Genomic DNA, 13,126 nt, shown 5'->3' with positions numbered 1-13,126 from the left:
TCCAGCTATTGCAAGTTTTCGACATAGTTCTAGGGCGGGTGTCGAAATGAAAATTTTGAAAAATCTCTGACGGGAACTTGAACTCAAACGGTAATTTCCATGCGAAATAGCTTCGGTTGCTGTGTTAATAAGCTTCTGACCTTTCAGGAGGACCGGACGTGACAGGCAACAAGTTCAAAAGCCGCAGATGGGTGCTGGTTGGCGGCGGCGCGTTAATCGCGGCGGGGTTTGGGATACGAGAGTATCGTCTGATCCCAGCCAGCTATGCGGGTGGCCACCTGAGTGTCGAGTCCGCGCATCAACAGGCGGTCTCGGGCGATATTTTGCTTTTGGATATCCGCACGCCGCGCGAGTGGAGTGCAACCGGTGTTGGCGAAGGAGCGTATCCACTGGATATGCGCCGTGAAGACTTTGTTGCGGCGCTGGATGAATTGACGGATGGCGACAGGAATGCGCCCGTCGCATTGATCTGCGCACGTGGGGTTCGTTCCGCGCGCCTGAGCAATCAGCTCAGCGCAGCAGGGTTCACCAATATCATTGATGTGCCTGAGGGCATGCTTGGATCCGCTGCTGGGCCGGGCTGGGTGCGAACTGGTTTGCCCATTGAGAAATACGAAGGTGCATCGCAATGATCCGAGCGGCCGTTCTTACAGTCGCTGCGGCATTGGCCGCCAAAACCGGATACGCGGCCTGCGCGGACCAAAAGGGAATGTGCGAAACACAGTCGGGCGGCTACCACATAGAATTGCCCGACGCTGAGAACCCCCCGCTGGTCGTGTTCCTGCACGGCTATGGCGGAACAGCGACCGGAACATTGAAAAACCGCAGAATGGTCGATCCTTTGCTGGACCGCGGCTATGCCGTGATGGCCCCGGAAGGGTCAGAGCGCAATGGTCGCCAAAGCTGGAACTTTTTTCCGGGTTGGAAAGGCCGCGATGAAACCGCCTTTTTGACCGAAGCTGTTCAGGACGCATCAGCCCGGTTTGGTGTCGACCCGGATCGCGTTCTGTTGGGTGGATTTTCGGCAGGGGCCTTCATGGTTTATTATCTTGCCTGCGCCGCGCCTGAGACGTTTTCTGCCTACGTTCCGGTCTCGGGCGGTTTTTGGCGTCCAGACCCCGAAAGCTGCGATGGTCCTATCCGTATGTTCCACACCCATGGATGGACGGATAACGTCGTCCCGCTTGAAGGGCGCATTCTTGGGGGCGGCCGTTTTCATCAGGGCGATATCTTTGCAGGGTTAGAAATCTGGCGGGTCGCGAATGAATGTGCCGATACCAAGCCCAGCGGATTTTCGACGACGGGTCAGTTCATGCGGCGCTATTGGACCGGTTGCGCCGATGGCAGCGCACTGGAATTCGCGCTGTTTCCCGGCGGTCACAATGTCCCCAAAGGTTGGGCGGACATGATGGTCGATTGGTATGAGGGCCTGCCGGGCGGTTAATCACTCGGCAGGTGTCATGACGCCTTTGCCTTCGATCAGGCGCTTGAGTTCATCGCGGTGGCGGCGGGCCGATCGGGTGATCGCTGGCTCGTGCACATCTTCCTTCATTCCCACCATGCGCCGCGCCGATCCGGAGGAAACGCCACTGAGCGCAGACAGAGGGATCGCAAGCGCAAGGCTGATCGCGATTGGGGCCAGCCAGATGGATACCAGGCCGGACAGGATGCCCACGCTCAGCGCAATGCCGCTGATGGTTTCCAGCACGTGGCAAAACACAAGGGTGCGCAGGCTGTAGCTGCCGCCATCGCGCGCCTGTGGCGACCAACCTTTCTGAATTCCAAACGCGGTTCGGAACACTGCGATCATCTGTTGTACCATCAGGATCGGGGCATACAGGATCGAAAGGATCACTTCCGCCAGGAAGGATGTCAGGAATTTCCCGCCGCCACCAAAATCGGCATAGCGCACACCGCTTAGGGGCAACGCCAAAACACCAAGGACCTTGGGTGCGAGCAGCATGGCGTACATCACAAGGATAATCAGCACATGGCGGGTTTCCGACATCTCGGGCCATTGTGGGAACAGTGGGTTGTCGGGGCTAAAGTAGTATAGAACCGACGCGTCCTCGCCCTGACCGATCAGCGCCCACATCACCAGCAGAGCAAACCATAGCGGCGACATCAGGTATCCGACGGCTCCGTGGAACATATGAAAGCGTGACACAGCCCGGAAACCGGCTGAACCCAACAGCTTCAGATGCTGCAGGTTACCTTGACACCAACGGCGATCCCGCAGCGCATGGTCGATCAATGTGGGCGGTGTTTCCTCGTACGATCCACGAATCCGCGGCAAAAAGCGGACGGCCCAGCCTGCACGGCGCAGCAAACCGGCCTCAACGAAATCGTGGCTCATGATCAGTTTTTCCTGACCATTCAGCGACCGCAGCTTTGGCAGCCCCGCGCTCGAGGCGAAAGCCTTGGTGCGAATGATCGCGTTATGGCCCCAATAGTTGCCCTCTTGCCCACACCAACGGGCCAGACCTTCGGCAAACGCAATGCCATAAACGCCATTGGCGAATTGTTGCATCCGGGCAAAAACGGATTGTGCACCAATCAGTTGCGGATAGCTTTGGATGAGGCCCGCGCCGGGATCACGCGCCAAGGCGTCGGTCAGGCGTGTGATGGCCCGGCCGGTCATCAGACTGTCGGCATCCAATACCAGCATCGCGTCCCAATCGGCGCCCCAACGGCTGACCCAATCGGCGATATTGCCGACTTTTCGGTCAGTGTTTTGTTCGCGGCGGCGATAGTAAAGCTCAAGACCGGGGGCGAGTGTGGTGCGCAATGCCTCGATGCTGGCTTGTTCCTGTGCCGCGATTTCGGGATCACGGGTATCGGACAGGATGAACATCGCAAAGTGGTGCTGACCGCTGCGTTTACGCAGATCTTCCAGCATCGTGCGGGCGTTGCCCAGAACGTTCCAGGGAACTTCGTTATACACCGGCATCAGCAGCGCCACGCGCAGCGGTTGCGGTCGGCCTTGCCGTTTGGGTTGTTCCTGCCGCGACAGGGATACCATACCCAGCAGAACGGTGCAGACCGTGAAAGATATCCAGAAAAAGTTGAACGATATCAGCGCAAGCAGAATACCTTCGACCAGATTGATCCCCTCGGCACCGAACCAATCGCTCATGATCCATAGCAAGCCAAGCGTTGCAAACATCGCGGGCGAAAACGCCAGTGCACGCCAAAAACCCGCCGATGCGCGCTTGCCGCCCGGAACCTGCGCGTCCCGAAACCCCTCGCTAAAGTTCTGCGCGGGCATCGCCAGAGGTGCTTCTGGCGGCATGATATGCAGATCGCGGTTCATGTGGTCCAACGGTAAAGCCAGACCTCAGAGGCCGGCTGTCTGTCCTTCAGCAATTGCGCGCGCAGTTCGACATGGTTGCGGTCGCCCGGCTGGAACGAGAAAGCCAACCGCATACCGCCCGTATCGGGGTTACGTTGCAATACGCCATCGGATGTTTCGGCGTGGGGCGAGTTGACAAAGATGGTCATCGCCTCGGGGTCGTCAAACAACTCGCTGTCTTCAAAGTCGATCACGGCCAGACGACCTTCGCCAAAAGTGTTTTCCCCCATGGCGGTATTGATCACACGCGGCATTGGGGTGCGCTGCGGCTCTTCACCCCAGATCAGGCGGTAGGACAGGTCGACCTGGCTGCCTGCTGCGTAAGGTTCTGCAGGGCGCCAATACGCAACGATGTTGTCATAAATTTCCTGATCTGCCGGAATCTCAACCAGTGTCACGGTGCCTTTACCCCAATCCCCATTGGGTTCGACCCACAGGCCGGGGCGCTTGTGATAATTGGCTTCAAGATCGGCGTAATCCGAGAATTTGCGCTTACGTTGCATCAGCCCAAAACCGCGTGGATTCAGATCAACGAAGGACGAAATCTGAAGGCGTGTCGGATTGGCGAGCGGACGCCACAGAACTTCGCCAGCACCGTTGCGGATCATCAGGCCATCGCTGTCATGCACAGCCGGGCGGAAGTCATCGAAACGGCTGTGGTTGGTTTGGTCGAACAGGAACATCGAGGTGCCGGGCGCGATACCCACATGCCGCAGCTCTTCGCGCGGGAATAGGGTCGCCTCAACGTCCATGATGCAATCTGCGCCGGCAGTTACATTGAACTTATACGCGCCGGTCACACTGGGGCTGTCCATCAATGCGTGAACGATCATGTTGCGCTGGCCAGGTTTCGGGCGCTCCAGCCAAAAGCGAATGAATTCGGGGAATTCTTCACCGTCGGGGTCGCCTGTTTTCAAGGCAAGTCCGCGCGCAGACAGGCCGTATACTTCGTGCAACCCAATGGCGCGGAAATAGCTGGCACCCTGCCACACGCAGAATTCGTCCGTTTTGCCCGGGCGATGCATTTCAGTGCGCAACCGCAAGCCGGAGAAGCCCAGCGTTTCGTCGATTGGCAGGGTGGGCACGTCCTTGGATTTGTCAAACATTGTCAGGTCAAAGCTGACAGGCGTTGTCGTGCCATCTTCTACTGTCGAAACCTTAACAGTTCGCGGGAAGTACAGGCCGGGCGTAAAGAAATCCACGTTGAACGGGGTGTCGGTCTCATACCAAAGCGCCCGGTCAAGCCGGAACCGGATCGAGCGGTATTGTTGGTATGTCAGGTCCTGCCATTCCTGCGGAACCATTTCGCGTTCGGCGTATGGTCGGCTGGCCATCTCACGGGCCAATTCGATCACATCATTGCGGTCAAACGGGACTTCTCCGCCTGCTGCAAAGGTGGCCGGGGCAACGGCGAGCGCCGATGTAGAGGCCAAAAATGCGCGACGTGTGAAATTCATTTTTTCGACTTCCAGGGTTGTGACTTGAACCAAGCGGCCAGATAAGCCACCCCGATGATCATGGCAAAGCCAATCATGTTGGCGATGAAAACACTGGCGACATCCCGCCCACCCAGGTCCAGTCCGACGCCGATCAGGCGCGCGGCTGCCATGGAAAATACAAAGACTGCAAGTGATTGCTGCCCGACCTTGGTGATGACGGTCAGCAGGAATTCCCAAACTTTCGCGGCAGCACCCTGACCGGTTGCGATCAAGCGATGGCCATGCTCACCCGCAACGACCCAGCCCAGATAGGCCAGTGAGAGGAAGTGAACATAGCGCAGCAGGCCAAACTCGGTCTTGCCCCGAAGTTCCGATGTCAGAGGCCAGCCCTTGCGTAGCACGGCACCCAGTTCAGGTGCGGCATTGTTGATCCAGGTAAAGACCTTCCACGACCCAAACGGGGCCGACAGAATCAGGAACAGCACAGCGGCCCAGATCAGGGTTTTCGACACAGGTGGGGCGGGGATCCACCCACGCATGAACGCAAAACCGGTAAAGAACAGCAACTGCCAGCCGAAGGGGTTAAAGAACCACTGACGGTCCGACCATGGCTCGGCCGGAAGGGCCAGCGCGCCGGTTTGTGCCACCAGCCAAATCGCAATCGACGTTGCGGCTACGGCCCAGAAACCGATGCGATACAGGCCCATGTATACGGGCATCAGGGCCAGAACCACCAGATACATCGGCAGGATGTCAAAATAGTTTGGCACGTAGGTCAGCGTAAAGATGCCAACCATCTGCGAGGCAGGGTCATTGAAAAAATGCTGCAGATTCAGGGAGGTGATGTAGGTTTTCTCAAACAGTCCAGACTGATCCAGCGCCGCCATAGACATGGCGACAAAGAAAAACAGACAGATATGCGCCCAATAAACTTGCCAGATGCGGAACGCCACGCGGGCTGTGCCCATCCACCAACCTTTGCGGGCAAAGGCGCCTCCGAAGGCGATGGCCGATGCCATGCCCGAGCAGAAAACGAATATCTCTGTCGCGTCCGAGTACCCGAACCGCGCGGGAATCCATTTGGCCCAGGGATCGTTCGGGATATGAGCAATCAGAATGATAAACATCGCGATGCCGCGATAGAAATCCAGGCGCGGATCGCGCGTGCGTACTGGGGCAGCTGTTGAAGCCGCCACAGGCGCAAAATCAGAAGCGGGCGAAGCAGTCGCCATACGTGTTCTGTCCTTCTTTGGTCTTTTTTATTTTGTTATTCAGCCGGAACGCTTTGTGCGTCTCCGTTGTCACGAGCCGCGTCAATCAACGCGCGGCGCGCCAAAGCGTAATTGTCCTCGCCACCGGCTCGTTTTGCACGGCGATCATCCAGAATGCGCTCGACAGCATCCAGACGACCGGCGCGCAGGCCGGAATCAATTGTGATGCGCTCGAATACATCACGTTGGGCGTGGCTTCCACCTGCCAATTGCATTCCATCCCGTGCAGTCGACAGGAAATCAAAGGCTTGGCCGTAGAGGCCATCGCCAAACGCCTCAAGACCCTTGGCCGCTGCAATGCCGGGGTCAGACATCCGGATCGGAGTGTCACCCTGGTTGCGCTGGGCGTCTTTCTGAATGCGCTGCAGCATTTTACCGGTCGCTTCGTCCCGGTTGTCGCCGGTCAGAGCAAGCAGGTAGTGCAGGTCGGCAAAGATCAGACAGCCATCCTCGGTCCGCGCGGCGCTGAGATCGGCCAGCTCTTGCCAGCGGTTGCCGACATCGACGCCTTCCAGTTCCAGACGGGACAACAGCGATGTCGCATTTGAGATATCGCGGTAATCGTCGGTTTTATCCTGGCGGATGTAGTTATCGTAAAGTTCCATAACCTGATCCACTTGGCCCAGGTCCAGATGCATCAGCGCCTTGTGCCACCAGACGTGATAGCGGAAGTTGTTACAATGTGCCCAGGCATCCTCGCGGCCAGCCAGCCAGTCCAGACCCAACTGCGCGTTACCCGTCATTTCATGCACGTGGGCCACAGCATGCAGGCCCCATGCGTCGTCCGATACCATCCACAGTGCCTGACGGCCTGCAATTTCTGCTTTTTCGTACGCGCCGGTTTCCTCGAGCGCGAATGAGTGGCAGCCCAAAAGGTAACCGCGGCCCGCGTGGTCAGGCTCGTAGGCGGGCATCACGCGTTCGATGGACCGACGCATACCAGCGGCATCCCCCAGAACAAAGCGTGTCGCATGGCTGAGCTTCATCGCCAGCGTGTCCTGAGGGTGTTCCCGCAGCACCTCTTCAAATTTCTGCACAGCGTGCGAGGGCAGGTCGGACAGGTAAAGGCCAAGAGCATCAACATAGAGCTGTTCGCGCTTGGTCACGGGCTGGCGTTCCATCGCTGCGTTAGCTGCCGTCAGTGCCTCGACAGCGACAGGCATCATTTCGCGACGGCCCAGCAAGACCATGAACAAACCTTTTACGGCGTGCCCCAGTGCAAAGTCAGGCTCCAGCTCCAACACTTTTCCAAGATGCTGAGGCGTAATAGCTGCGTGTGACATGAACCCGAGCAGCACCCCATCCCACGCTTCGGCAGCCGCCGATTGGGTCAGGGTGTTCATCTGTCCGAAAACGTCTTGTTTCATGCTCGTGGTCCGATCCAGTTGAGAATTTCTACGATATTCGACTTACCAGAGACTCTAGCGGGGTCGTATCAGTATCGACCGACCTCTCGAATTGGTGAAATGCTGTGTGCGCAAAACGTGAAAAAAACCGCCGATTCAACGGCATGTTTCAGCAACATGCTGCCGAATTAGGCAATGTGTTTCAGTCATCAAAGGGGTTTTCGGCGTTTAAAACGGCCTGAGTGTCCGCCCCGAAGACCGGTGGGGCACTGCGATATGTTACAGGCGTTTTGGATAATTTGAGTGGATTTCCAATCAGATTCACTTCGGCCGGGGCCGCTTGCATTGCGATCTGCATCTGTCGCGCCGCCACCTGATCGGTGGCAAAAACCTGATCCAGGGTCTGAACCGGACCCACCGGAACCTTGCGTGCTTCAAGTTCCGAGATCACGGTCGCGGTATCGTGTTCCATCACGGCGGGTCGCAGCACGGCATTCAAAGCGTCGCGGTTTTCAAGTCTGGCCGGGTTCGTCGCAAAGCGCGTGTCGTCTGCCAGTTCGGGTTTGTTAATAAACGCGCAGAATCGCTTGAATTGGCTGTCATTTCCGACGGCCAGTATGACGTGCCCATCCGCTGTTTCATACACGTCGTATGGAACGATGTTTGGATGGCCGTTACCCCTGCGTTGGGGAACTTTGCCGGACGTCAGATAATTCACACCTTCGTTGATCAGCCACGCGATTTGCGCGTCCACCAGCGCGAGGTCGATATGTTGACCTTCTCCGGTCTGATCCCTGTGCCGCAGTGCAGCCAAGATGCCGACGCTGGCATACATGCCGCACATGACGTCGGCGATACCCACTCCGACCTTCATCGGCGCACCGTCGGGGTCACCCGTCAGGGACATGATCCCACCATACCCCTGCGCCATCAGGTCATAGCCGGGTTTCGATGCGTTGGGCCCATCTTGCCCATATCCCGAGATTGAACAGTAGACCAGAGCAGGAAACTCCGTCGACAGCGTGGCATAATCCAATCCGTATTTTGCCAGGCCGCCGGGTTTGAAATTTTCAATCAGTATATCTGCGTGCGAAGCCAGCCTACGGATTTCAGCCTGTCCTTCGGGCAAAGTGATGTCGATCGCAACAGACTTTTTGTTGCGGTTGGCGGACATGAAGTAGGCGCTTAAATCCGAGGGCACGCCCGCGGCATCGGTCACGTATGGAGGGCCCCATTGGCGTGTATCGTCGCCCCCGGTGGCGGGGTTTTCGATTTTGATGACGCTTGCCCCAAGGTCGCCCAACAATTGCGTGCAGGTCGGTCCGGCCAGAATACGGCTGAGATCCAGAACCTTTACGCCCTTCAGCGGCCCTTCAGATCCGGCCATCATATCCTCCGCGGTCGATTTCGGCAGCGATGATGGTGAAGGTATCTGCCTTGACGGCTGCATCCAAAGCGGCCCGCAGTTCTTCGCGGTTTCGAACGGTGTGCCCGTGGCCGCCGAAAGCACGACCCAGCGCGGCAAAGTCATGGCGGTCAAAGTCAACGCCTTTGTTGCCCATTTGCCGTTGCCTTTGTTTCAGCTCGATCAGGGCGAGGCTGGCGTCGACGAAAACAAGAAAGATCGGGTTTCCGCCCAGTTCTGCGGCAGTTGACAGCTCGCCCGCGACCATCAGGAACCCGGCATCGCCCGAAAAGCTGATAACGGGTCGTTCAGGTTCTGCCAGTTTCAGGCCAATCGCCATGGGCACCGCACACCCCATCGTGCAGAGCGCCGATGACTGGATCAGCCCGCGCTCCTCTGAGCAGTTCCACATTTGGCTTAACAGGATGCGATGGGCACCGCTGTCTGCGGTCGCGAGTGTTTCTGCTGGCAGCGCCGCGTGGGTTTCGGCGATCACTGCAGCCGGTCCCCATTCGTCATCAGCAGGAAACGCCTGCGACAACGCAGCTTTTACCTTTTCAGGCTCTTGACCCGGCCATGTGGCACGGGCGGGGTTGCCCTTGGCGATCGCCTCCAGCGTTGCACCGGTATGGGCCACCATGTTCAGTCCGGCCTGATGCATATAGTGGTCGTTGGGAACAGCAGCGATATCGATGACACGCTTTTCGTTCGGGTCCCAGATTTCGCGCCAACCGGGGCGCATTTCGATCGGGTCATAGCCCAAGCACAACACCAGATCAGCCTGCTCGACCAGCGGAACGAGGTGCTTGTCGGCCAATGGCGAAAGACCTGCGCCACCCAGACAAAGCGGATGATCCTCGGGGATAATCCCTTTTGCTTTGTAAGTGGTGACGAACGGGATGCCAAAATGCTCTAGAAACGCCTGCACGACGTTGCGTGAATCGTCATACAGCACATCCAGCCCAATGATTGCGATCGGACGTTCGGCTTGTGCCACCCACCGTCGGGCTTTTTCGACGCAATTGCCTTCTGGGGCCACGGCGGCGATCTTTGCCCGGCGGCGCAGCTTGACCCCTGAGACACGGGTGTCCGCGACCGAGATCGGCACATCGATATGCACCGGCCCCGGGCGAGGCTGGTTTGCAAGTGTCACTGCTTTGTCAGCAATGATATCTGCACCTTTGGCCGTTAGCGTGAAGGTACCTTTGGTGATCGAGCGGTAGACCTGCGCGTGGTCCATCACCTGATGCGTGTAGGTCAGTGCTTCGTCGGCGTCCACGCAACCTGTCAGCACAATCATCGGTACGCGATCTTGCAACGCATTGGCGACCACGTTGATGCCATTCATCGCGCCGGGGCCCAATGTCGCCACCAGAATGGCAGGGGCCCCATCCCGGTGATGCACTGCCTCGGCCATGAAACCAGCCGCGTTCTCGTGCTTGGTCAGGTGGAACTGAATACCGGCCTGCTCCAACGCATCGACCAGGGTCAGTACCTCACCACCGGGCATACCAAATGCGTGACGGCATCCGGCCTCGTACAAACGTTGGGCCAGCAGATCCGCAGCGCGGGGCGAGAGGTCTTGCATCAGTCGTGCTCCGAAGAATTGTTTCACTGCAGATTGCGGAGGACAGCCTCAGACGCAAGTCGGATCACGCCAGTGTGACTATTTGACTGCAGTTTCGGCGATGGATTGGAACTTGCCATCCAGTTCTTCCGCTATGTCGCGCAGGGGCTCCCCACCTTCGTAGACATAGGGCGCAAAAACAAAGCTTGGAGTCTTATACGACAAAGTTGCCGTGCCATCGTCGTTTTCGGTCACGTAAAACCGAATTGGCGCTTCGATCATCGCATTCACCGAGGTTTCAAGCACACGCACTGCATAATCGTTGTTAAACGCACCAATGACGCGGTTACCCGGTATCGTGATTCCACGGGACGCAGCGGCTTTGGTCGGCCCGGCCTGTGTGACAACGATCAAACCGTTTTTCTTAACTGCCGCTTTCGTATCTTCCACCAACTCATTATAGCTTTTACCGGTTGGATACACGGCCCATCCCGACAGAGGCTCATCAGCCCATGCTGGCATAGCCAAAAACGCGAGAGTCGTCCAAAACGCCTTCATATCGCTATCTCCTTTGGTGAAGCTGGGTGATAATTGCCAGAAACAGAGATTTCGCGCACTCACAATCTTGTGCGTATTCAGGATTGCCCGCGCGCTGCGAAAGGCGCAAAACGTCCCGGCAATGAAAAGAAAGGTCAGGTTGCAATGCGCCTGTTGATCTGCAGCAGCTGTTCTGGTGCCCGGGATCGGGAGGTGGAAGAGCTATCCATAAAACAGGCCCTGGAGCACTTGGCGCTGGCAGAGCAGGTCGAAGTGACCGAGCACGCCTGCTTCAGCGGATGTGCCGAGCCTGTTGCTTTGGCGATGCAGGCAGAGGGGCGGGCGACCTATGTCTTTTCTGGTGTCAACGTAACGACTGATGCAGATGACATTGCAGCGACCTGTCAGGCATATCTGGACAGCCCCAAGGGCTGGATCGAAGACGCCCGGCCATGCGGTCGCCTTCGAATGTGCTTGCGCGCGCGCATTCCTGCGCTTTAGTCGACCTGAACGGTAACGGCGGCACTGACCGGTACGTTGTCCACCATCAGAGGGCTGTGACCGTTGGCGTTCAGGGAAACTGAAACCTCGACCTCTCCCTTCGGAAGCTGATCAATATGCATCCAGTTTCCGTATAGCCGGGCCAGTTTCTGTCCATTGACATAGACATGCGCGTGACCCTCGCCGGGGATATCCTGGGCCGAGGCATTCTCGGGCGAGAACCGGAAGTTCCGGGGTACGACTTGCAGGTTCCAACCGGCCAACGGATCTTGCGTCAATGCGATTTCCAAACCGGGTGCGTCTGCGCCGGCGGGTAGGTTGATGGCGGTCGAATGATCGTGGGCCGCTGCTTCGGAATGCGAAGCCCCATGGTGGGCAGGATCGCTGTGGTCGTGCCCATCAAAGGTGACCCCGTTTGCGGCGGCGACAACAAATCCCGCGCCGCTGCCAAAGACCAAGCCGATTGCGAAAAGGGCAAGTGAGCGTGCCATTTCGTGTTCCTTGCATGCAAACATAGACACGCCGGGCAGGACCCGGCGCGTCAAAGCGGAATTAAATCAGGCCGTTGCTTCTGCGCGTTGACCTTCGTGTTGCCAGAAATAGCCCGCGAATGCGCCAACCAGCACCCAGGCCACCAGACCGATGCCAAAGGCGCGCGCGGCGAACAAAGCGCCAATCTCGGTCGGTACCGGGCCTGTGAAGACATCGGGTTCCGGTGCACCAATAAGGTGAGGGGCAACGAAAAGGGCAGCCGCGATCAGGTAGCTTACAAGGTTGCTGCCGAACGCGATCAGCCACAATGCCACAACTGCGGCTGCGACAGTGGCAAACCACCAAACCTGACGCGCGTATACGTCCGCCGCGGCTACGCCGGGAACTTCGGGTGCCAGAGAAAAGCCAGGGGCCAGATGGAAGGCGATGAAACCGGCCAAACCCCACAGAACGCCTGTGCGTCCGTCAATCTTGTGACCGTTGCCTTCTGCAACCGACATAAGCGCGACCATCAACAGCGCATACCCCGTGTAGGTGAGCATTGTGAAAATGACACTCAGCGCGTCGCGGAACAGTTCCGAAAACATACCGGGCAACTCGGGATGGGCTGAAACCGGGGCAGCGCCAAAATGCACCAATTCGCCCGACTCATAGAGTTCGGCGTGCAGTAGAACAGGTTGCACAAAAACCAACTGCAGCAAGGCGGCAATCAGCCCCGCTGCAGCACCAGCGAACAACGCGCTGGTCAAAATGCGGCTAAACATGGTGTTAGTGGCAGGGGAAGCCGGTCGCGTGACGCACGTCATGAGCAGCGTCATGCAGGGCGGCTGCCTGAACGTGACCGGTCAGCGTGATAATACCCAGGCCCAAAACCACTGCGAACATAACGGGCAGAATGCCAGCGCGTGAGGCCGATGCGGTTGCTGTTTGAGTCGCCATTCTAGTTCTCCTTTGCCGCCGCACCCGACGGCCGGTGTTTCAATACGTTGCCCGGCAGGTCTCCTGGCTCGCGGGTCAGTGCCTCTGTTCGCCTTCCCCCTGAAAATCAGGAGTGGCTGGTTGAACAGGGGCTCTCCGCTTACAGTCGCGGGGGCGGCTGTGGAGTTGACCATTGGCGTGATCGCACCACATTCCCTCTTAGCCTACCAGTATCTCCGGCAGGACCAGACCCATTCATTTAGCCCTTAGAGGTGCGCTGGCGCAATCGCCAATTGCG

13 protein-coding genes and 1 riboswitch are annotated in these 13,126 nt (G+C 58.0%); of the genes, 3 read left to right on the top strand and 10 right to left on the bottom strand.

Annotated elements, in window-relative coordinates:
- The first annotated feature begins 158 nt into the window (after nt 1-158).
- Nucleotides 159-632 carry a rhodanese-like domain-containing protein gene (locus ACR0DG_RS03540; protein ID WP_480694358.1) on the top strand — a complete coding sequence of 158 codons (474 nt, stop codon included), beginning with the start codon at nt 159-161 and terminating at the stop codon, nt 630-632.
- Nucleotides 629-1,444: a CE1 family esterase gene (locus ACR0DG_RS03535; protein ID WP_480694356.1), complete on the top strand. Its 816-nt coding sequence runs from the start codon at nt 629-631 to the stop codon at nt 1,442-1,444. Before ACR0DG_RS03540 ends, ACR0DG_RS03535 begins: the two co-directional genes overlap by 4 nt.
- On the opposite strand, the gene mdoH is transcribed toward ACR0DG_RS03535, so the two are convergent.
- The 7 genes from mdoH to ACR0DG_RS03500 form a co-directional block, all read right to left on the bottom strand.
- On the bottom strand, nt 1,445-3,313 hold the full coding sequence (mdoH, locus tag ACR0DG_RS03530; protein WP_480694354.1) for a glucans biosynthesis glucosyltransferase MdoH: 1,869 nt from the start codon (nt 3,311-3,313) through the stop codon (nt 1,445-1,447).
- Nucleotides 3,310-4,809 carry an OpgD/OpgG family glucan biosynthesis protein gene (locus ACR0DG_RS03525; protein WP_480694352.1) on the bottom strand — a complete coding sequence of 500 codons (1,500 nt, stop codon included), beginning with the start codon at nt 4,807-4,809 and terminating at the stop codon, nt 3,310-3,312. Before ACR0DG_RS03525 ends, mdoH begins: the two co-directional genes overlap by 4 nt.
- Nucleotides 4,806-6,023 (bottom strand): OpgC family protein, encoded by a 1,218-nt coding sequence (locus tag ACR0DG_RS03520; protein WP_480694351.1) that lies wholly within the window; start codon nt 6,021-6,023, stop codon nt 4,806-4,808. The genes ACR0DG_RS03525 and ACR0DG_RS03520 overlap by 4 nt, the downstream gene beginning before the upstream one ends.
- Before the next feature lie 35 nt (nt 6,024-6,058).
- Nucleotides 6,059-7,429, bottom strand: coding sequence for a tetratricopeptide repeat protein (locus ACR0DG_RS03515; RefSeq protein ID WP_480694349.1), 1,371 nt, complete (start codon nt 7,427-7,429; stop codon nt 6,059-6,061).
- Between the two features lie 181 nt (nt 7,430-7,610).
- The gene (locus ACR0DG_RS03510) at nt 7,611-8,795 is read right to left on the bottom strand and encodes a CaiB/BaiF CoA transferase family protein (RefSeq protein ID WP_480694347.1); all 1,185 of its coding nucleotides are present in this window, start codon (nt 8,793-8,795) and stop codon (nt 7,611-7,613) included.
- Nucleotides 8,782-10,401, bottom strand: a complete 1,620-nt coding sequence (locus tag ACR0DG_RS03505) for a thiamine pyrophosphate-binding protein (RefSeq protein ID WP_480694345.1) — start codon at nt 10,399-10,401, stop codon at nt 8,782-8,784. Before ACR0DG_RS03505 ends, ACR0DG_RS03510 begins: the two co-directional genes overlap by 14 nt.
- A 78-nt stretch (nt 10,402-10,479) precedes the next feature.
- The gene (locus tag ACR0DG_RS03500) at nt 10,480-10,938 is read right to left on the bottom strand and encodes a DUF302 domain-containing protein (RefSeq protein WP_480694343.1); all 459 of its coding nucleotides are present in this window, start codon (nt 10,936-10,938) and stop codon (nt 10,480-10,482) included.
- A 69-nt stretch (nt 10,939-11,007) separates the two neighbouring features.
- On the opposite strand from ACR0DG_RS03500, the gene ACR0DG_RS03495 reads away from it, so the two are divergent.
- A complete protein-coding gene (locus ACR0DG_RS03495; protein WP_480707040.1) occupies nt 11,008-11,418 on the top strand; it encodes a DUF1636 family protein in 411 nt (136 codons plus the stop codon).
- Here ACR0DG_RS03495 and ACR0DG_RS03490 read toward each other — a convergent pair.
- From ACR0DG_RS03490 to ACR0DG_RS03480, 3 genes are all read right to left on the bottom strand, one after another.
- Nucleotides 11,415-11,909, bottom strand: a complete 495-nt coding sequence (locus tag ACR0DG_RS03490; RefSeq protein ID WP_480694339.1) for a hypothetical protein — start codon at nt 11,907-11,909, stop codon at nt 11,415-11,417. The genes ACR0DG_RS03495 and ACR0DG_RS03490 overlap by 4 nt on opposite strands.
- 66 nt (nt 11,910-11,975) lie before the next feature.
- Nucleotides 11,976-12,674 carry a CbtA family protein gene (locus tag ACR0DG_RS03485; protein ID WP_480694337.1) on the bottom strand — a complete coding sequence of 233 codons (699 nt, stop codon included), beginning with the start codon at nt 12,672-12,674 and terminating at the stop codon, nt 11,976-11,978.
- Nucleotides 12,675-12,678: 4 nt separating this feature from the next.
- Nucleotides 12,679-12,849, bottom strand: a complete 171-nt coding sequence (locus ACR0DG_RS03480) for a CbtB domain-containing protein (RefSeq protein WP_480694335.1) — start codon at nt 12,847-12,849, stop codon at nt 12,679-12,681.
- A 36-nt stretch (nt 12,850-12,885) separates the two neighbouring features.
- Nucleotides 12,886-13,093: riboswitch (cobalamin riboswitch) on the bottom strand.
- Between the last annotated feature and the right edge of the window lie 33 nt (nt 13,094-13,126).

Source organism: Ruegeria sp. BG8 (genome assembly GCF_056538325.1).
This window is presented reverse-complemented; position numbering and strand designations above follow the sequence as displayed.